Origin of the sequence: Bartonella sp. AP19HLJMH (genome assembly GCF_042196245.1) — a bacterium.
Lineage (GTDB): Bacteria > Pseudomonadota > Alphaproteobacteria > Rhizobiales > Rhizobiaceae > Bartonella.
Map to the genome: position 1 here is coordinate 17327 of NZ_JBHIPX010000011.1, position 20538 is coordinate 37864.

Genomic DNA, 20538 nt, shown 5'->3' on the forward strand with positions numbered 1-20538 from the left:
TTTTGTCATAAAAGTAAGTTCTATGTAATAGCATTCGAATTATACGTGAAGTTTTTTCATCTCGTTTCTGTTTTCATTTAGGATATTAAAATTATTTTTGAAACAGTAAATCTCGAATTAAAGATTTAAACGGTAACCATTTTGATCTGTTATGAGAATTTGTGCATTGGAGGGATCGTTTTCGATTTTTTGTCGCAAACGATAGATATGGGTTTCTAAAGTATGGGTGATAATATTTTCATTATATCCCCAAACTTGTTCTAACAATGTTTCACGGCTGACAATTTTATCATTGGCATGATAGAGACATTTAAGGATCGCTGCTTCTTTTTCTGTGAGACAGATTTTATTGTTGCATTGATCAAGAAGAAGTTTTTGTCTTAGTTTAAAAGTATAGGGACCAATATGAAAGGTTGCGTCTTCATTTTGTTCATATTGGCGCAACTGTGCTCGAATTCTCGCCAATAACACCGCAAAGCGAAAGGGTTTTGTTACATAATCATTGGCGCCTGTTTCAAGATCTAAAATATTATCACAGTCTGTATCATAATTTATTATCATGATAATGGGGGCACGAAATCCTTGGGTGCGTAATTGTTTAACGGCTTTGTAGCCATCAAGATCAGGAAGTTGAAATCCCAAAATAGTGAGATCAATATTTTCTTCTTGGATTATTCTTATTCCCGCTTCTGCTGTTTTTGCTTGGAAAATTTTAAACTCTTGATGCATTTGCAATTGTTCTACTAAAATGGGGCGTAGATCATCGTCTTCAACGATTAAAAGAGTATAGTGGTTCATGTTTTTCCTTATAGGCATGTTGATGCACTGATTGATATAGTTTCATGAAAAATAAGATTTCATGCAAGAAAAATTAAAAGAGGAAAATTAAAAAAGAGCGCTTCTAAAAAATAAACTTTTATAATTTCTAATGGTTGCTTGCTGAAAAGAAGGTATTCCGTCTGCAGGGTATTTTACGTATTGGTTGGAAGCGTTTTTTATGTTCTAGAAGGTGTTTTAGCTATTGAGTGTCATCATCTTTACGCTTATGGAGAAACAAGCTGGCACTATCATTCACTTTGCCAGCTCGTGGGTGTTGCGGACAGTCCTTGGCACTTGAGACGATTCATAGGAGGAATTTTTAGTCCTTTCTTTCACGTTTTTTATCTATATGGGACTTTCTCCGCTTAGAATGTGCAAGCAAATAGCTTTTGATTGATTCAATAAACAGGTTGGGAATGAGAGAATCCTGCGGTATGAGGCGCACTCGTCCAACATGCAAAACAATGAACACGCAATATGATGCGTTTTTTAAGCGTGAAGAGAATTGTGCAACACCTAGCACATATGCACTGTTTAGGAGAATTTCACGATCATTTTTATTGTTTTTTATCCACGTTCAGTTTTGTTTTTTTGTTGCATTTGTGTGTGAAGGGGCTGTGTGTTATGTTCGTGGTGTTGCTTATTATAATCGTTGAGCAAGCTTTGCCTTTAGCAATGCCGAAAAGATGCATCATAAAGAGGTTTTTTGTGTAATTTGGAAGGAGACTGTATTGAGAAAGAGTGCAGGATAAAAAATGACAAAGAAAAATATCATATTTATGCATTTAGCATGAGAATACCTCAACAGAAGGAGGTGTTGTGCTTATTCTTCTGCGCTATGAAGCATCTTTTTATATGAGTTAATGAATAAAAATTATTGTTTTAAGATAAAAGCATTTCCCTCTTAAGGTTGCCCATCAAACAGACTTCTTTCCATTCATCTTCTGTCACGGGTTGCACTGATAAGCGGCTGGCTTTGACCAGCACCATATTTGCTAGTTTGGGATTAGCTTTAATTTGTTTTAATGAAACAGGTGTTGGCATGTCACAAAGTGCACGGATATCCACACATTCCCAGCGTGGATCAGAGCTTGTAGAATCAGGGTGCGCTTCAGCACATATTTCTACAATTCCTACAATTTCTAAACCTTTATTTGAATGATAAAAAAAACCTTTATCACCATATTTCATAGCGCGCATATTATTACGAGCTTGATAATTGCGTACACCATCCCATTGTTCGCCATCAGCTCCTTTTTTCTTTTGCATCTCCCATGACCATTTATGGGGTTCAGATTTAAAAAGCCAATAAGCCATGTGTTCACCTTTTTCATAGATTGTTATGCATTCGTCATGTCCAATTTTTTATAAGTATCTTTGTAATATCATCAAGGGTGATTTTTAAAATGGAGTAAAGAACGGGCATTATCTGTTTTTTCTTATTTCAAAATAACTTGTATATAGAAAAATGCGCTCCATTGATATTTTATGTTGTATAAAGGTATTTTGCTTATCTTGTAGCAGAAAAATATATCAGTGTATCGAAGTAATAGACTTAAAATTGCTCAGCCATGTGGAAGCTTAATCATCTTTTCAGCTGCTGTTTGAAATGTAGTTACTATAGGATCATTGGAGCATTGCGTTGGAGAGAATTTAGCAAGAAAATTGGTTCTAAAAAGCTTTAAAATTACAATGACAATGAAACGAATAAATGGTCAAAGATGATGAGGTCAACGAATGGCATTCATATCTATGCTTTGTGGGATAGAGTGCGTCTTATTATGCTGTAAAATACCGTCATTTGAAGTGTAATGATATAAAGCAATTTTTTGAAACATGAAGTTTTTAAGAATGTGTGGTGAATATTTAGGTTTACGTGTCGATCTTTGGGTTAAGTGAATTGTGTGAGTGGGAAGCAGGTGGAATCTGCTCGATAGAGAATTCGGACTATCTATAGACCGGATTGAGTAGAAATCTTCGTTCTTTAAGATGTGTGTGGGACGTCAATTTTATTATGCTTTTGTTCCACGGCGTCCCATCCCGATCAAGGGCGGGGCTTTTTCATCTAATGGCCAGCGTGAGCGGGGTGCAATGTCAAGAGAGCTTGTTTCTCCTCGTGCGAGTTTTTGTGCACCGGCAAAAGCAATCATTGCAGCATTATCGGTACACAAGGAAAGAGGAGGGGCTATAAATTCAAAACCATGTTGACGGGCAAGTTCTTGCAACGTAGAGCGAATGGCTTGGTTTGCGGCAACACCGCCCGCAACAACTAAAGCAGGAGAATGCTTTTCTTGATCATGAGAGAGAGGATATTGGTGGGCAAAGTGTTGTAAAGCTAGGTGAACACGATCACGTACCGTATCAGTCACGGCGGCTTGAAAACTTGCGGCAATGTCAGCAATATCATTTTCTGTAAGAGGAGCTATGGCTGTTGCGGCTTGTCGAACAGCAGTTTTGAGTCCTGAAAAAGAAAAGTCTAACCGTTTTTCACCTTTTAAAGGTCGTGGAAGAGGGATGCGATTTTTATCACCAAATAAAGCTGCTTTTTCAAGTGCTGGTCCACCAGGATAAGGAAGACCTAAAAGTTTTGCTGTTTTATCAAAGGCTTCTCCTAATGCATCATCAATAGTGGTTCCTAAACGTTGATAGTTGCCTACTCCATGAACAATAATTGTTTGTGTATGACCTCCTGAAACTAAAAGTAATAAATAAGGAAAGCTGACGTTGTGCGTTAACACAGCTGTTAAAGCATGTCCCTCTAAGTGATTTACCGCAATAAATGGTTTGCCAGTGGCAAGAGAGAGTGCTTTTGCGCTCATAACGCCTACCAACAATCCTCCTATCAAACCAGGCCCACTGGTGGCTGCAATGCCATCAATATCTTTTAATTTTGTGTTTGCTTCTGTTAGTGCTTGCAGAATTAAATGATCAAGAACTTCAACATGGGCACGAGCAGCAATTTCAGGAACAACACCGCCGTAAGGTGCATGGTGATCAATTTGACTCCAAACAACATTGGAAAGAATTCGGCTGTTTGATTCATTGTTATATTCAATGACAGCCGCTGCCGTTTCATCACAACTTGTTTCTATTCCCAGCAGACGCATTTTAAACAAAACCTTATATTGAAGCTTCTTTCCTGCGTGCGTACCATGAACAGAAAAAGATGCAAAGTATTTCTCTTAGAATTGTTTTTTCTATGAAAAATATGTGTTTTGGCGTTTTCTTTGAATTTTATGATATCATTGATTAAAAAATAAAGCTGTATTTTCGAGTATAAAATGCAAATGTTTTTTTAAAACTTGTCTATTAAAGGCGATAATTGTAAATATTATTGAGAAAAGCTGCGTTTTTAAAACTTTTTTCATTTTATTATTTTATCATTAAAAAAAGTGTGCACGAAAAGTGACAGAGATGGTCGATTCTTCAAAACCAAAAGTTAAACCACATTATGCTGGTACGCGCCGTAAGAAACCAGTTATTGAACATGAAGCTGTTCCCCATGATTCAGAGGAAAAAATCCATAATTCTGTAGAATCTCATGCGCGAGAAAAACAGAATATGCAAGGTCAGGATAAAAGTATCTCTAGTACAACTTGGCTTTTCTTGTCCCTTTCTGGGATTTTGGGAGGATTCATTGCTTTGGGAGTTTTTATGGGGCTTCAATGGGCTGGTTTTTTTCCTTCTCCTTTTGTGGAAAATTCTGCTGGAGGAGAAAAAGCTTTGCAGATTGCTGAAGCCGCAAAAAGTCAAGGTGAAGACACAAAGGAACAATTGAGGCGGGTCTTTCAAGAAATTGATACGTTAAAAACAGAGTTTTCTTCTTTTTCATCACAACAGTTTAAAACAACGAAAAATGATGAACTATCGAAAGAAGAAAGCAAAAAAGCTTTTGCGATTTTAGAGGAAAAAGTAAAAGCTCTTGAAGAAACTGTACAAACTTTTGTTAGAAAGTCGAAAGAGATAGAGACGGCTTTGTCTGTTGGGCAGAGCAATGCAAATGATCTTGCTGCGTTAAAACAACAGTTAGAAGCACTACAGGAAGAAACTGCTGTTAAAAATAGTGAGAAAAAAGAAATAGATACCGCGCTCTTTACTGCAATTAGTTCATTAAAAAATGCTATAGAGCGTGGTGGATCTTATAATAATGAATTAAAGCTGTTACAACAATTATCGCCTTCGATTAATGGACTTGATGTGTTGCAAAAAACAGCTACTGTGGGTCTTCCAAGTTCAGCACAACTTTCAGTTGATTTTTCTCATGTTGCCGATGCAATTGTTGGTACGCAAAATCTTGTTGCGTCAGATGCTGGTTTTTTTGACCGAATTTTAGCGTGGATAAAAGGGCTCATTGTTTCGCGACCGATTGGAAATGTTGAAGGGACAACGCTGGGGGCTATTGCGGCACGCATGGAAGTTGCCATTCAAACTGGTGATTACGAAAAGGCTTTGAGCGAATGGCAATCATTGCCTCAAAGTGCAAAAGATGTTTCAATGGATTTTGTTAAGCAGCTTGAAAGACATATTGCTATTCAACAGTTGTTGCAGCAATTGTTATTGTCTGTGCAACAAGGATCTTTTAAAGCAACAAAGATGTAAATAGGCCCAAGATGATACGTGTTTTTATTTATATTTTTGTTGTTTGTATCCTCGGTTTAGCTTTCACGTGGGTAGCTAATCACAATGGTATTTTTGTTCTCACATTTTTGCATTTCAGATTTTCTGCTTCATTTCTTACAGTGTTAAGTGTGCTTATTTTATTTTTTGTAACGCTGGTGCTTTTATGGTGGTTATTGTCTTTCTTTTTTTCCATACCGAATGCTCTTTCCAATTATTTTTATAAACGCCATCAAAAGCGTGGTTACGAAGCTCTTTCAAAGGGGATTCTTGCAACTTTTGCTGGTGATAGTATGGTTGCGCAAAAAATGGAAGCACGTGTTGCTAAATATCTTGCAGGGAAACAAGAGCCATTGGTAAAACTCTTACAAGCGCAAACCTTGTCTTTACAAAATGACTCTGTTCGCGCCATCGGTCTTTATGAAGAGATGAGAAAGGAAGATCCGACAAAACTGGTTGGACTTTATGGTTTGTTTCGTGAAGCGATGAAGAGTAAAGCTTATGAAGCAGCGCAACAATATGCCGAAGAGGCACTGACTTTATCGCCAGCACTTTTATGGGCGCATCAGGCGGTGCTTGATCGGTTAAGTACTGAGGGTAAATGGGATAAGGCACTTACTATTTTTGAAAGAACGCAAAAAGCTCTCCCGCGTTCTATTCGCGCGATTCCAGAGCGGCAGCATATACAGGTTTTACTACTAAGTGGGCAGGCACTTTCTTTGTTTGATACACATCCTGTACAAGCACGTGAAGCTATTTTGAAAGCCCATAAATTGGCGCCTGATTTTGTTCCAATAATAGTTATTGCTGCTGATATTCTTTATAAATTAAACGAAACGCGTAAAGCGGATAAAATGATTATAGCGGCTTGGCAAAAGGAGCCTCATCCTGACTTGGGAGCGCTTTATCTTGAAAGAGAAGAAGGAGCCATTGGGCGATTGAAAAGGGCTAAGACACTTGCTTCTTATAATAAAGATGCATTTGAGTCGGCTTTCCTTATTGCTAAAGCAGCTTTGGATGCTGGTGAAACGGCATTAGCAAGAGAGAAGGCACAAAAAGCATTACAATGTCATCCACGGGAAAGTGTTTATTTATTGTTGGCAGATATTGAAGAGGCACAGGGAAACAATCAAGGTGCTGTGCGTCAATGGCTTTCTTTAGCACTTCGTGCTGAACGTGATCCAGTGTGGATGTGTGATGGGGCCATTTTTTCTTCTTGGTCAGTGGTTTCTCCAATCAGTGGACGTTTGGGCTGTTTTGAATGGAAGGCGCCTCCTTGTATGCCTTCTCTCACATTAGAGGCGGACAATATTGTGTCGAAAAGGCAAGACAAAGAGTATGTTATGGGAAAAAGTGATGATGTTGGAGATAAGAAGCTTGAAAAATTAACACCTATAGATGATTCTCTTTTGCATAATGTGCAGGTGGAGAAACAAGATATAAAAGAAAAAGATGTAAAAATGTTCAGTCAAACTCACTTAAATGTTGATGATCCAGGGGTTAAAACAGAAGAAGAAACATCTTTATCGAGGAAAAAATTTCGTTTATTTTAAATTGCACCAATGTGATAATACGAATGTTTTCTCAGAAGAAACAATTGACCTAGAAGAAAAAATATCGTTAGTCTTGTCCAATAAAATTATTCTCTTATGCTTTAAAAATAAAGTTTTGCTTGGTAGCAGAGGTGATTGGTTAAAAAATGTTTTTAAATCAGAGATGTCTTGATAAAAAACAAAAAAATAACAAACCAAGGATTGCTGTCGTTATTCATCGGCGCTCTACCTATACTGGTCGGTTGGGAAAATTTTTACAACAAAATGGTTTTGTTCTTGATATTTATCGTCCTATTTTTGGACAAAAACTCCCTGATACATTAGAGCATTATGCCGGCGTTGTTATTTTAGGGGGACCGATGAGTGTGAATGACAGCGAAGCCTATATTGGTGAGGAAATTGATTGGATTTCGTTATCACTAAAGGAAAATAAGCCTTTTTTGGGTATTTGTCTTGGAGCACAAATGTTAGCGCGAAATCTAGGGGGGCGCGTTGGTACAAGAAGTGATGGGACTGTTGAAGTCGGCTGGTATCCACTAGAAGCAACCCCACAAGGGAAGGAATTGATGAATTGGCCAGAGATGGTCTACCATTTCCATGATGAAGGTATTTATGATTTACCGAAAGAGGCAATGCTTTTGGCAACAGGGAATACATATCCTACACAAGCTTTTCGTTATGGAAACAATGCATGGGGCTTGCAGTTTCATGCTGAATTTACACGCGCTATGATGCGGCGTTTGGTCGTGCGTTCGGCACATAAATTGACTGAAAAAGGTGCTCAACCTGCTTGTGCACATTTGAAAGGTCGTTTAATCTATGATCGAGCTTTGAGCCAATGGTTTGAAAGCGCATTACACCAGATTTTTTGTACACCGCCCGTACTTGTGTGATTGTTGACAACGAATTGATTTATATAGGTAATTCACAGTTTTGTATATTGAATGAGAACCCCGAATATAGTAAGGTTTTTTCATTCCAAACCTGTGTATGTTGACTCAATAAAAACCTCTTGTTTGCATGTCACAAGTAGGGCTGGCGTGTGGGCAAAAACTGTATAAGAAAAGACTAAAAATGCTTCTTATGAACTGTCTTAAGTGCCAAGGGCTGTCGCAACATTTGGGGGCTAGCCAAATATAATGATGGTGCTGGCTTTGGGGTCTCCATAAGCGTAAAGATGGGGGGCTCAATGGCTTTATCGTTAAGAAACACTATTCATTATCATTTTTGTTGTGCTGTAAAACAGTATGGTTTAAGCTAGAGGTAGAAAATCTATGTAAAACTTTACACATGAGGTGTTTTTTGTTAAAGGGTGTAATGGGTTTTTTTTAAGAAAATCTTGTTTATTGAGCTTATGAGATACTGTACTTTAGAACGATGTATAGGGACTTCTTGAAGTGATCAGTAGATAAAATCCGGTCGATTAAGAAGTTGGATTGTGTATAAACTGAACGTGGTTGGGAATCTTTATCCTTTTTAGGGTGGGGAGGAAGTTAAGAGATAAAGAAAGTTTGAATATTGTCTAAATCCTTTCAAATACCATCATCACAAAAAAGTTTTTCTTTGAGTTATTTAATTTGTGGGCTCTTTTGTCTTGCTCTGATATTTATTTATAGCGCACTCTGGTTTTTTTTTCGCGTAAAATAGAAGACTATGTTTCTAATATATTCACAAAAGTATCTTCCCATAATATGGCGGCGGTATGTGAGAATGTGCACAAGGATGGTTATCCTTTACGTGTCGGTGTTGTTTGTGACAAGTTTCAATTTTCTTGGCCTTTACATGGAGTTTCTTTATCGACGGGGCGTTTGACAGCTGGTGCACCAATTTACGCACCTCATTTGGTCGAGTTTAATGTTCATTCTCCTGCATTAATTGTTTTTTCCGGAAAAACTCCCATAGTATCGCATTGGCGCAATTTGGTGATTGAAACAGAGCCTTATTGGAAAACGGGTAAAACATTGAAGTTTATAGCTGAAGGGCTTGAGATTTCATCTTTTTCCTCTTCCCCTGAAGATCAAAAGCTTCAAGAAGCATTAAGAGCACCAACGACAGATAAAAAAACGACACAAGAAAATATTGAAGATCCGGCATCTTTGCAAAATACGCATGACGTGATTATTCAGCCGTTAGAGCCACAAGACATGCCTCAAAAAATAACGGCAGAATTTTTTCGACTTGATCTTAAACATGAAAAGAATGATTTATCGGGACATATAACTTTTGACGGTTTTGATGCTTCTCCCTTTTTAAAATCTTCTTTTGTTGATATTCCTAAAATTGATGGCAATTTGAAATGGATTTTAAATGATGCCTCTCTTCTGTTTGAACATGAAGAAAAAAATTGGCAACAGCGACTGTATGGAAAAAGTGGACTTTTAAAGCAAGGTGAATTGACTTTTCATACAGGTGGTGCAGTGCGTATTAGTGGACCTTTTTCTTTTGATGATGAAGGATATTTGACAGCAAAATTTGAACTTGTCCTTATTCAGTCCATGAAGCTTCTTGACACTCTGCAGCGCTTATTTCCCGCGCAAGCCAATAATCTTCAAGCGTTATTTTTTATTTTGGGTGCTTTGCCTAAAAATGCGGACGGCGCTCCCGTTCTTTCCTTGCTCATTAACAATGGGTGGGTAAAACTGGGATTTTTAAAACTTGGTCGTCTTGCTCCACTTTAGGTGTTGTACCAAAGCCTTTTTTCATTTTTACTACCAAATTTCGATTTTTTCTGATTTTCATACTTTTTTACAATTTTAGAGTGTCAAAATCTATTTTAACAAAATGCGTATTTAATGGTAAAAAAATAGCTATAAAAATAAAAAATTACCACCTACTCCTAACTCGTCCAACCTCTTTTCACTTAGTACAAAATCTTATATCAAACTACATATAGTAACAGTGTTTGTATGGAAAAAGTGGCATTTTAAAGTATGCTGAATTGCCTTTTTATACAGGTGGTGTGGTTCTTGTTAGGAACCTTTGTCTTTATGTATGGAATGAGCATATTGCATATATCTGTTTGGGTGTAACCTCTTAAAACAAGTAAATAGCCTAGTTGGAGGAAGATATGAAGTTGTAAAGGGGAAAATCAACATCCATCTTTACTGTCATTTTTTATTCGATTTTACGCATTTGTTAAAAAAATAGTTCTCAGTGCTTCCTATTTCACGATGTCGCCTATGAATGGTATAAGGATAAAGCCATTAAGCACCATCATCTTTTCGGTTACGGAGTAACAAGCTAGGGGAAAACATCACCATATTTATATTTGCTTATATTTGCTAACTCCCAATGTTACTGCAGCTTTTGGCACTTGAGGCGGTTTATGAGGGGCATTTTTAGTCCTTTCTTTACTGTTTTTATCTATTTGGCTTTCCCATTTGCAATATGCAAGGGGAAATGGGGTTAATTAATTGAATATAAACAGATTTTAAATGAGACAAATTTAGAATATCGGATTATCAGTTATCATAAAAATGATAAAATTATAACTGTAAATCAATATATTATATTTTTATGATGAAGGATATTTGACAGTAAAATTTGAGTTTATTTTTAGTGCTCTGTCTAAAAATGCGGGATAGCGCCTCCGTTCTTTCCTTGCTGCTTCGTCATGGATGGATAGAACGGAGCAAAAGCTTAGCTGTTTTGTACTGCTTTTAAGTCTGAAAGTTTATGTTTTTAGGGTGAGAAATCAATCCTGTTGTTTTTTTGAAATTGTTGCAAACAATTCTATTGTGATAAATAGCGAGATTTTTATTTTTGGTGTTATGTCTAAAATGCAAACTTCTGCTCTGTCTTAGTTGGTTTGTTCTGGTGGTGGGATAGAACGGGAGATTGAGAGGGTCGTTTTGTATTTTCTTTAGGTTTGAAAGCCAATATTTTGAAGTTGAGAAATCAATCCTGCTGCAAAAGTAAAACGAGAAATATTGAGATCATTTTCAATAAGGGCGCTAATGCGGTTTGTAATGTTGTGAATATGATCTTCTTCTGTTTTTTTCCAAGTGTCAAAAGGATCTTTTTTCTTTCCATAATTTTTGAGGATTTTCATAACGATTTGCCGAAAGCTTTCAGAAACATTTTCTTTGGCTTGGCTTAAAGCCATACTATCATAATAATCTACTACAGGAATTATACGACTTGCTTCGTTAATGCGGTTTATACGAATGATTTGCGCAAGTGAAAAGTAGATCTCTGCAGTTTTAATAAGATCACTGTTGCTTTTTTTTGCAATTAAAGAAATATCACAGATTGTTGAAGCAGCTTCCAAGAGGGCTAATTGTTTCGCTAATGCTTTTGGTGCTCCCTCTTCGCTGTAGTGTAATGCTTTTTCTTCAATCTTTTGCTTAATATCGTTGTCGTGAGAATGCATAAGCTCTTTTTCAATAACGCTACGGGCTTGCTTTATTGTTTTTACAATTTCTTCTAGTGGACGTGAGAGATCTATGTTGTGCAAACCCCAATTGGTTGTTTCAAAGAGCATTGGGGTCATTGTTGCGTAGAATTTATTTTGGACAAGACCGGGTATTTTATTATCAAGCTTATCAATTTGCTCAGACAATTGAGGAATTTCGAAACCATCGCGGATGGCAATAAAAACGCGAATAATATTTTCAGTCTTTTGTTCTGTTGCATCGTGTAGTCTATTAACAAAAGTGGGGCCTCCACGATTTACAATATCGTTGGCAATCAGCGTTGCGATAATATTACGACGCAATTGATGGTTAATAACTTCCTTCTTAAAATTTTCTTGAATTTGGGTTGGAAAATAGTTCAGCAGGGCTGTATTGAAATAGTGATCATCAACAATGGGGCTATTAGCAATTTCTTCTTTTAAGGTCAATTTAGCATAGGCAAAAATAACGGCGAGTTCTGGACGGAGAAGACCTTTGCCTTGGGTTGTTCTTTGTCGTAAAATTTGCTCATCAGGGAGTATTTCAACTCTGCGATCTAGAAGCTTTTTTTGTTCCAAATCGTGCATAAAGCGTATTTGATAGGGCAAATCAGTAGTGCTTTGGTTTTCCGCCAAAGAAAGCGCAAGAGGTTGTAGATAATTGTTACGCAAGACGAGTTGCTCGACTTGAGGCGTCATTTTTTTCAAGAGCTTATTGCGATCTTCGCGGGTTAACGTTTTGGCACGTAGTGCTGATGCAAGAACAATTTTGAGATTGACCTCAATATCAGAACAATTCACACCAGCAGAATTGTCAATGGCATCCGTGTTGCATCGACCACCATTTAAGACATATTCAATCCGTCCACGTTGTGTAACACCAAGATTAGCTCCTTCACCAATAATTTTTGCACGCACTTGTTCTCCGGTAATGCGTATTGCATCATTTGCGCGATCACCTACTTGGGCATCATTTTCTGTTGCAGCACGGATATAAGTACCAATGCCACCGAACCATAAAAGATCAACAGGGGCTTTGAGAAGAGCAGAGATAATTTCAAAGGGTGTTCCTGTTTGTTTTTCGAAACCAATGGCTTGTGCTGCTTCAGGTGAGAGAGTAATGGTTTTTTCTTTTCGTGAGAAGATACCACCGCCCTTTGATAATTTGGTTTTATCGTAATCCTGCCAGCTTGAGCGAGGTAGTCTGAAGAGACGCGTACGCTCTACATAGCTTTCGTCTATGTTCGGATCTGGATCAATAAAGATATCGCGGTGATCAAAAGCGGCAATCAATTTTGTTTGTTTGGAAAGCAGCATTCCATTGCCAAAGACATCACCAGACATATCGCCAACACCGACACAGGTGAAGGGCGTTGTTTGAATATCGTGATTAAATGATTCTCTAAAATGTCTTTTGACGGCTTCCCATGCACCTTTAGCTGTAATACCAATGTCTTTGTGGTCGTAACCTGCTGAACCTCCAGAGGCAAAAGCATCATCAAGCCAAAAGTGGTTTGCTTGGCTGATGGCGTTGGCTGTATCAGAAAAAGTTGCTGTTCCTTTGTCCGCTGCAACAACAAAATAGGGATCAGGGTCATCATGACAGATGACATTGTGGGGAGAACTTATTTTGCCGTTAATCAGATTGTCTGTAATGGAGAGCAAAGCTGTTATAAAGTCTGTATAAGCTTGTCGTGCTGCTTCTATGATGACAGCACGGTCATTTGTTTGGGGAAGCCGATGGGGATAGAATCCACCTTTTGCACCTGCAGGAACGATAACCGCATTTTTAACTTGTTGGGCTTTGACTAAGCTAAGCACTTCGGTGCGGTAATCTAATGCACGGTCAGACCAACGAATGCCGCCACGAGCGATAGGTCCAAAACGCAAATGGACCCCTTCAACTTCTGGTCCATAAACAAAAATTTCTCGGTAAGGGCGCGGTTCAGGCAAACCTTCAATCTGGCGTGGATTTAATTTGGTGGCTAAAATACGCCGTGGACTTCCATCAGGAAGAGTCGTAAAGGCATTCGTTCGTAAACTCGCCTCGATAAGGTTACAATAACGGCGTAAAATGAGATCATCGTCTAAACCAGAGACTTTCCGTAATTTTTCTTCAATGCGCTTTTGAATAACTTGTTGGTTTTTTTTCCGTTCTTTTTCTGTATGGCTTTGATGAAATTTTAAATGAAATAAAGCATAAAGATCTTGGGTAATGTCAGGATAAGCATTTAAAGTTTGGGCAACGCGATCTTGCGAATAAGGAATTCCAGCTTGTTGGAGATAGCGCCCATAATGGCGCAAAATAACAATTTCATGCCAATCAAGCTCAGCTGTTTGGGTGAGAGCATTAAAGCCGTCATTATCAGCATTTTGTGCCCAAATGGCTTCAAAGGTTTCGGCGTGTTTTTGACCGTCTTTTTCAAAATCGATACAGCGTTGGAAAGTACTTTCTAGCTGCATATCATGAAGATACACAGAGCGCCCATTGCCATCTGGTAATTCAAGGGTTTGTTCAGCAATAACGCGAAACCCCATATTTTCAAGGAGTGGTACACGTTTGGAAAGGGCAAGTGCTTCATGGCGGTGAAAAAGCCGAAGAGAAATGCACTGTTTTTCTTTGTTTTGTGCGTGATAAAAGATCACGAAAAGGGGCTTTTCATCATGAAGACTTAGAATATGTCCGGCATCGTTAATAGCGTCTTCAGCTGAAAATAAATCACGATAGCTGTTGGGGAATTCACTGGCTAGACGTGTTTGTTGCTCTGTTATTTTCTTGTTAAGAGCGATGGCTTGAACCCTGTCTTCCCAACTTCGTGCAATCGAACGTACATGTTGTTCAAGTGTGGAGCGCTCGTGAAGGGGAACAGTTTCGTTTCCTTTGCGATGGATGATATAATAGACACGTATAAGGGTGCTTTCCAAAAATAGCGGATAAGATTCAAAAAAGTCACCTTTATAAAGCTCTACAAAATGTTCGCCAACTTTTTCACGCAGGCTGCTGCTATATTGGTCACGCGGTACGTAGACAAGGATAGAAACAAAGCGTCCAAAAGAATCAGTGTGGGCAAGAACCCGTAAACGTGGGCGCTCATCTAATTGTAGAATAAGCTTAGTGTTTTCTGTCAATGTATCAACATCAGAGCGAAACATTTCATCTCTTGGATAGGTTTCTAAAGCACTGATGAGTGCTTTTCCTGAATAATCGGCGTGATTGTGTCCAAGACGTTGAATAATAGTTCGGGCTTTTTCTTTTAAGAAAGGAATTTGCAAAATAGAACGTGTATAAGCTGAGGAGGTAAAAAGCCCTACAATGCGTAATTCTCCACAGAGTTGGTTTTCTTTATCAAAGATTTTAAGACCAATATAATCGAGCCAAACAGAACGGTGAATTTTGGAGCGGCTGTTCGCTTTTGTCACGATAAACAGATTATCGCTTTCCATGAAGGATAAAACTTCTTGAGGAGGTTCTTTCATACTTTTATCGTCAACAATATGAATAGAAGCATCCGTGAGTATACCAAGTTCAATATTACTTGCCGTAAAGGATTTTAGGGGTTTTTGGTCTTTGATGAAGTTGTAAGTGCGCATACCAAGGAAAATAAAATTATCGTCCATTAGCCAGTGAAGAAACTCAATGGCCTTTTCGCCTTCTTGTTTGTAGTGCGGGGGAAGACTTATTTGGTAGGCATGAATATGCTTTTCAACTTCTTCAAGCATAGGTTTCCAGTCTTGTACAGCAGCATTAACCTGTTCAAGAACTAAGGTGAGTTCATTTTCAAGTTTTTGTATTTGCTGTTTGTTTAATGACTCGATGTGAATTTGCATCAGACTGATGCGTTTTCCAGAAGCACAATCAATAATGGGGTGTGCAATCAAATAGATATGGTTTTTGTGTTGATTAAAAACATTTAAAATAGAATCCAGAAGGAAGGGTTTGTTATCATTGACAAGCGTGATAACGGTTATAGGTTTGTTACTGCGGGTTAAATTTTGCTCAAAGCAGATGGTATTTTTTCCCGTCTGATGGAGATTAAAAGCTTTTACCGCGATGGCTGTGGCTTTTTGAAGTTCTTCATTTTCATAATAAGCAATATCTTCTTTATCGGTTTGGGCAAAAAGGATTTGTTCTATTTTATCTTGGGTGTTTTTTGTCTCTGTTTTTTTTTGTTGCAACACATTCACTCTCCCTTTTTGCTCTTAAGGGGTCTTTATTAAAAGCAGACCATTATATTTTTTATATACTGTAACACCTTCTTTCTAAAGAAAATAGCTCTTTATTTGGAAAGAATGAGTTTGTTTTTGCTATTTTTTAGTAATATTTTGTACTTTAAAGAAATATTTTGCTTCAAGGAAAGGGCGCTTTTAGTATTTTTGTATGTTAATAGTTTGTTTTTTAAAATATACAAAATGAAAGTAAAAAAAGAAGCAAAAGTAAAGAGAGAATGGCGCATTTACCAGAAAGACTTTTAAGTGGTTACCAAAACTTTATAAACAATCATTTTTTATATAAAATAGCAGATTATCAGCAATTGGCGATTGAGGGGCAGAAACCTGAAGTTTTGGTCATTGCTTGTTGTGATTCGCGTGCAGTACCAGAAATGATTTTTGATGCTAAGCCAGGGGAAATTTTCACTCTGCGCAACGTGGCGAATGTGGTTCCTCCTTTTTCTCCTGATGACCAATATCACGCAACATCAGCAGCTCTTGAATATGCTGTGCAATTGCTTGAGGTGAGACATATTGTCGTTTTTGGTCATGCCCATTGTGGAGGCATTCGTACTGCTCTTAATGAGACATATAAATCTTTATTATCAAATGATTTTATCGGTCAATGGATAAGTCTTTTAGCACCAGCAGCAGAAATCGTTTTGAATAATAAGTCGTTGTCTTGGCCAGAAAAACAGACGGCATTAGAGCAGCTTTCTATTCGCCATTCGTTGAGAAATTTAGAGACGTTTCCGTGGATAAAGCTTCGCAAAGATCAAGGTTTTTTGACATTGCATGGTGTTTGGTTTGATATCTCTAGCGGAAAATTATGGAGCATGGAACAGGAAACAGGTTGTTTTATGCGTGTTGAAGTTGAAAGTTTTGAAGTATAGTATTTGTTGTTTTTATTTCTTCGTATAAAAAGATATTTTATGATAAAACTTGACAAAGCTGGGGTTTTATTGTTTGAAGGAGCAAGCTTTCAGTGACAAAATTAACTTGGAGCCACCGACTGAGACCCCAGTTTAAGGGTATAAAGAGATCTCAGAGGTCAACATCCGACGGCGCGATGCGTTCTCGGATGCTATTTTGGTTTGTTTGTTATGCAACAATGAGGTAAATGATGTTTGAATCCTTGCAAGAGCGACTTGGTTCTATCCTGTCTCATTTGACGGGACGTGGCGCTTTATCGGATCAGGATGTTGTAGAGGCGCTGCGTGAAATTCGTCGCGCTTTATTGGAAGCTGATGTTGCTCTTGATGTTGTGCGCTCTTTTACCGATAGAGTTCGGGAAAAAGCTGTTGGGGCCGAAATCGTTAAATCAATTAAACCAGGCCAAATGGTGGTTAAAATTGTTCATGATGAATTGGTTCATATTCTTGGAAATGAAAGCGTTCTGAGTGATTTAAATGCACCAGCTCCAGTTGTTATCATGATGACTGGTTTGCAAGGTTCGGGAAAAACAACCACAACAGCAAAGCTTGCAAAACGTTTTACTGATAAGCACAATAAAAAAGTTCTCATGGCGTCATTAGATACACGCCGTCCCGCTGCACAGGAGCAATTGCGCCAATTGGGAGAACAGGCAAAACTTGCAAGCTTGCCTATTATTGCGGGTCAGCTGCCTGTTGATATTGCATCACGTGCCGTACAGGCTGCTAAATTGGGTGGTTATGACGTGCTTCTTCTTGACACAGCAGGACGTAATCATATTGATGAAGCTTTGATGCTCGAATTGGCTGAAATTAAAGCATGTTCCCTTCCTCATGAGATTATGTTGGTGGCTGATAGTTTGACGGGGCAAGATGCCGTTCATCTTGCTCGTTCTTTTGATGAGCGTGTAGGGATTACGGGGATTATTTTAACACGGATGGATAGTGATGGGCGTGGTGGCGCTGCTCTTTCTATGCGTGCTGTTACAGGTAAACCAATTAAAGCAATTGGAACTGGTGAAAAAATAGATGCTTTAGAAGAATTTCATCCCAGTCGTATTGCTGATCGTATTCTCGGAATGGGGGATATTGTTTCTTTGGTTGAAAAAGCTGCTGAAACAATGGATCACGAGAAAGCTGCTGCTTTTACAAAAAAAATGCAAGCTGGAAAATTTGATCTGAATGATCTTGCAGAACAGTTGCAGAAAATGAAAAAACTGGGTGGAATGGGCGGTATTATGGGCATGTTGCCAGGAATGGGGAAGGTCAAAGAGCAGATTGCGGCTGCGGGGTTTGATGATCGTTTGTTTGATCGTCAATTGGCCATTATTTCATCTATGACACCCAAAGAGCGGGCGAATCCAGAGCTTTTAAAACATAGCCGCAAACAACGAATTGCTAAGGGGTCTGGTACGACAGCGGCTGATATTAATAAACTTTTGAAGATGTATCGCCAAATGGCTGATATGATGAAAGCCATGGGTGGTAAAGGAAAAAGTGGTTTTATGGGAAAAATGTTGGGAGGCCTTGGTTCCAAAATGGGTTTGGGTGGTATGGGAAACTTGGGAGGGGATTCTCCAGCTATGCCGGATTTGTCGGGATTGGATCCAAAGAAATTCTCAATGCTTCAAAAGCAAATTGAAAATGGTAATGGAGGGAAGCTCTTGCCCGGACTTCCTAAGCGTGGACCTACATTTCCTAGTCTTTCCAATGGCATTGTCGATGGGGGAAATTTTCCTCAGCATCCTAAGAAAAAATAAGATGTAAAGAGGGAAAGGAATATAATGCAGGAAACAGTATTAAACGAATTGGCACATTTACGAGCATCCATTGATAATTTTGATGCAACCTTGATTCATATCTTAGCAGAGCGGTTTCGTTGTACGAAAGCTGTTGGGCGCTTAAAAGCGCGTTATGATTTGCCTAAAGTAGATCCTCTGCGTGAGCAATATCAGGTAGCGCGTTTGCGGCAATTGGCTATGGATAGTGATCTTGATCCTGATTTTGCTGAAAGATTTTTAAAATTTATTATTAAAGAAGTTGTGAGTCATCATGAAGTTATTGCTGAAGAGCAAAAAATAAAAAAAGTCAATTTAAACGAAAGCCAGAGCTGACAATAGGAGATAAAATATGGCATTGAAAATTCGTTTGTCCCGTGGAGGTTCAAAAAAACGTCCTTACTATCATATCGTCGTTGCAGATGTTCGTAGTCCGCGCGATGGGCGGTTTCTTGAACGTGTTGGTGCATGGGATCCAATGTTGCCTAAAGATGGACCGAGGGTGAAACTTAATGAAGAACGTATCCAATATTGGCTTGGGCAAGGGGCTCAACCAACAGATCGCGTTTTACGGTTTTTAGATGCAGCTGGCTTGAAAAAGCGTCCAACTCGTAATAATCCATATAAAGGTGAACTGGGTAAAAAAGCACAAGAACGTATAGCAGCAGCAAAGCAAGCGGCAGAAGAAGCAGCGGCAGCGGCTGAAGCAGAATCTGCTACAGCATAAGAAGCATGATTGTTTAATCAACGTGTTTTTAAAAGCTTTAGAAAAATACATATTATCCGTTTTTGTCTATCAAAAACGGATTTTCTTTAAAAAGCTGCTTGTTTAAACCGCGCTGGTTTTTTTAATCAATGGTTTTAAAAATCAATGGCGCGGCCTTTAATTTCCCAGTCTCCATAGCGGGAAGGGTCTTTGCCGCCGCGTCCGCCGTTTTCTAAAGGTTGTTCCTTTTTTGCTGCGCGTTTTCGTCTTTCTTCAGCTTCTTTAAGGGCGCGTTGTGCTGCGGGAGAAAGAGATTGCTGTTTAATGACAGTTGCATTTTTTTTGCTTGTTTTCTCATCTTTTTTATTCATTTTACACCTATTCCATTGAAGAAGCAGAAAGAAAACACCATCATATAGTATTGATTGACTTTTATCATGGAGTTTTTTGAGTAATGAATATAATGCGTACAGCTATGCTTTTGGCTTTTTTAACTGCTCTCTTTATGGGAGTTGGTTATCTTGTTGGAGGGGGTGGTGGCATGGTCATTGCTCTTTTGATGGCAAGTGGTTTAAACTTTTTTTCTTATTGGAATTCAGATAAAATCGTTTTACGCATGTACGGGGCGCGTGAAGTTGATCAGCATTCAGCACCAGTTTATTATAAGATTGTAAGCGATTTAGCACAAAAGGCTTCTCTTCCTCAACCAAAGGTTTATGTTATTGAGAATGCACAGCCAAATGCTTTTGCAACGGGACGTAATCCGCAAAATGCAGCTGTTGCTGCAAGTACTGGGTTGTTAGAGCGGTTAAGCGCTGAGGAAATTGCCGGCGTTATGGCGCATGAGCTCGCACATATTGAGCATCGTGATACGTTAACAATGACTCTAACCGCAACGATTGCAGGGGCAATTTCAATGCTTGGTAATTTTGCTTTCTTTATGGGAGGACAGCGTAATTCTTCAGAAGATTCTCATGGCGCTGGGGCAATTGGAGGATTTATTGCATTGCTCGTGGCGCCTTTTGCAGCGATGCTGGTGCAAATGGCGATTAGCCGTACACGGGAATATGCTGCGGATCGGAGAGGGGCTGAAATATGTGGTAATCCTTTATGGTTGGCTTCGGCATTGCGTAAGATTGCTGATGGGGGACGTGGGGTATATAATGAAGAAGCAGAGCATAATCCAGCAACCGCGCATCTGTTTATTATTAATCCTTTGAGCGGTGAGGGAGCGGATAGTCTTTTTTCGACACATCCAGCAACTGCAAATCGTATCGCTGCTCTTTATCGGCAAGCAGAAGAGATGAAAGGGGCTCTTGCCAAAAGTGTGGGATGGAATAAAGAAGACGCTATACATGAAAAAAGCAGCGGGATGAACTATGGAGATTTTCATAGTGGTCAGGCTCATGCATTAGGTGAGCAAGAAAACAGTTCTTTTCAGCGTGTTACAAAACGTCCTTCTTGGCTTCGTTATGAAAATTCAAAAAGATCTCGTTCATAGAATTATTGAGAGAGCTCTTGAGAAAACTGT

Annotated in this window: 14 protein-coding genes; 9 read left to right on the forward strand and 5 right to left on the reverse strand. The window is 38.7% G+C overall.

The genetic code is table 11. From position 1 onward, the window contains the following. Positions 1–117 precede the first annotated feature (117 nt). From ACFINR_RS06230 to tsaD, 3 genes are all read right to left on the reverse strand, one after another. The gene (locus ACFINR_RS06230; protein WP_375632424.1) at positions 118–798 is read right to left on the reverse strand and encodes a response regulator transcription factor; all 681 of its coding nucleotides are present in this window, start codon (positions 796–798) and stop codon (positions 118–120) included. Between the two features lie 903 nt (positions 799–1701). Next, the gene (locus ACFINR_RS06235; RefSeq protein ID WP_375632425.1) at positions 1702–2136 is read right to left on the reverse strand and encodes an EVE domain-containing protein; all 435 of its coding nucleotides are present in this window, start codon (positions 2134–2136) and stop codon (positions 1702–1704) included. 695 nt (positions 2137–2831) lie between these two features. Continuing rightward, complete coding sequence (gene tsaD, locus ACFINR_RS06240; RefSeq protein ID WP_375632426.1) at positions 2832–3926, reverse strand: tRNA (adenosine(37)-N6)-threonylcarbamoyltransferase complex transferase subunit TsaD; 1095 nt, start codon at positions 3924–3926, stop codon at positions 2832–2834. Positions 3927–4233: 307 nt separating this feature from the next. Here tsaD and ACFINR_RS06245 point away from each other — a divergent pair, with 307 nt between their 5' ends. From ACFINR_RS06245 to ACFINR_RS06260, 4 genes are all read left to right on the forward strand, one after another. Next, a complete protein-coding gene (locus ACFINR_RS06245) occupies positions 4234–5418 on the forward strand; it encodes a COG4223 family protein (protein WP_375653338.1) in 1185 nt (394 codons plus the stop codon). A gap of 11 nt (positions 5419–5429) precedes the next feature. Then, positions 5430–6989, forward strand: coding sequence for a heme biosynthesis protein HemY (locus ACFINR_RS06250; protein WP_375632428.1), 1560 nt, complete (start codon positions 5430–5432; stop codon positions 6987–6989). A gap of 146 nt (positions 6990–7135) precedes the next feature. Continuing rightward, the gene (locus ACFINR_RS06255; RefSeq protein ID WP_375606037.1) at positions 7136–7882 is read left to right on the forward strand and encodes a glutamine amidotransferase; all 747 of its coding nucleotides are present in this window, start codon (positions 7136–7138) and stop codon (positions 7880–7882) included. A gap of 798 nt (positions 7883–8680) precedes the next feature. Continuing rightward, positions 8681–9667: a DUF2125 domain-containing protein gene (locus ACFINR_RS06260; protein ID WP_375632429.1), complete on the forward strand. Its 987-nt coding sequence runs from the start codon at positions 8681–8683 to the stop codon at positions 9665–9667. A 1184-nt stretch (positions 9668–10851) separates the two neighbouring features. Here ACFINR_RS06260 and ACFINR_RS06265 read toward each other — a convergent pair. Further along, positions 10852–15561 carry an NAD-glutamate dehydrogenase gene (locus ACFINR_RS06265; protein WP_375653343.1) on the reverse strand — a complete coding sequence of 1570 codons (4710 nt, stop codon included), beginning with the start codon at positions 15559–15561 and terminating at the stop codon, positions 10852–10854. 266 nt (positions 15562–15827) lie between these two features. Here ACFINR_RS06265 and ACFINR_RS06270 point away from each other — a divergent pair, with 266 nt between their 5' ends. From ACFINR_RS06270 to rpsP, 4 genes are all read left to right on the forward strand, one after another. Next, positions 15828–16484, forward strand: a complete 657-nt coding sequence (locus ACFINR_RS06270) for a carbonic anhydrase (RefSeq protein WP_375612226.1) — start codon at positions 15828–15830, stop codon at positions 16482–16484. Positions 16485–16714: 230 nt separating this feature from the next. Next, on the forward strand, positions 16715–18283 hold the full coding sequence (gene ffh, locus ACFINR_RS06275) for a signal recognition particle protein (RefSeq protein ID WP_375653404.1): 1569 nt from the start codon (positions 16715–16717) through the stop codon (positions 18281–18283). Between the two features lie 24 nt (positions 18284–18307). Then, on the forward strand, positions 18308–18637 hold the full coding sequence (locus ACFINR_RS06280) for a chorismate mutase (protein WP_375638439.1): 330 nt from the start codon (positions 18308–18310) through the stop codon (positions 18635–18637). 16 nt (positions 18638–18653) lie between these two features. After that, positions 18654–19028, forward strand: coding sequence for a 30S ribosomal protein S16 (gene rpsP, locus ACFINR_RS06285; protein WP_375653349.1), 375 nt, complete (start codon positions 18654–18656; stop codon positions 19026–19028). Between the two features lie 134 nt (positions 19029–19162). Here rpsP and ACFINR_RS06290 read toward each other — a convergent pair whose 3' ends face one another. After that, complete coding sequence (locus ACFINR_RS06290; RefSeq protein ID WP_375653355.1) at positions 19163–19378, reverse strand: DUF1674 domain-containing protein; 216 nt, start codon at positions 19376–19378, stop codon at positions 19163–19165. Between the two features lie 83 nt (positions 19379–19461). Here ACFINR_RS06290 and htpX point away from each other — a divergent pair, with 83 nt between their 5' ends. After that, a complete protein-coding gene (gene htpX, locus ACFINR_RS06295) occupies positions 19462–20508 on the forward strand; it encodes a zinc metalloprotease HtpX (protein ID WP_375612723.1) in 1047 nt (348 codons plus the stop codon). Positions 20509–20538 lie beyond the last annotated feature (30 nt).

Bases quoted from the DNA above. Each gene is read 5' to 3' on its own strand.
- ACFINR_RS06230 (WP_375632424.1), bottom strand. From the start codon at position 798: ATGAACCACTATACTCTTTTAATCGTTGAAGACGATGATCTACGCCCC.
- ACFINR_RS06235 (WP_375632425.1), bottom strand. From the start codon at position 2,136: ATGGCTTATTGGCTTTTTAAATCTGAACCCCATAAATGGTCATGGGAG.
- tsaD (WP_375632426.1), bottom strand. From the start codon at position 3,926: ATGCGTCTGCTGGGAATAGAAACAAGTTGTGATGAAACGGCAGCGGCT.
- ACFINR_RS06245 (WP_375653338.1), top strand. From the start codon at position 4,234: ATGGTCGATTCTTCAAAACCAAAAGTTAAACCACATTATGCTGGTACG.
- ACFINR_RS06250 (WP_375632428.1), top strand. From the start codon at position 5,430: ATGATACGTGTTTTTATTTATATTTTTGTTGTTTGTATCCTCGGTTTA.
- ACFINR_RS06255 (WP_375606037.1), top strand. From the start codon at position 7,136: ATGTTTTTAAATCAGAGATGTCTTGATAAAAAACAAAAAAATAACAAA.
- ACFINR_RS06260 (WP_375632429.1), top strand. From the start codon at position 8,681: ATGGCGGCGGTATGTGAGAATGTGCACAAGGATGGTTATCCTTTACGT.
- ACFINR_RS06270 (WP_375612226.1), top strand. From the start codon at position 15,828: ATGGCGCATTTACCAGAAAGACTTTTAAGTGGTTACCAAAACTTTATA.
- ffh (WP_375653404.1), top strand. From the start codon at position 16,715: ATGTTTGAATCCTTGCAAGAGCGACTTGGTTCTATCCTGTCTCATTTG.
- ACFINR_RS06280 (WP_375638439.1), top strand. From the start codon at position 18,308: ATGCAGGAAACAGTATTAAACGAATTGGCACATTTACGAGCATCCATT.
- rpsP (WP_375653349.1), top strand. From the start codon at position 18,654: ATGGCATTGAAAATTCGTTTGTCCCGTGGAGGTTCAAAAAAACGTCCT.
- ACFINR_RS06290 (WP_375653355.1), bottom strand. From the start codon at position 19,378: ATGAATAAAAAAGATGAGAAAACAAGCAAAAAAAATGCAACTGTCATT.
- htpX (WP_375612723.1), top strand. From the start codon at position 19,462: ATGAATATAATGCGTACAGCTATGCTTTTGGCTTTTTTAACTGCTCTC.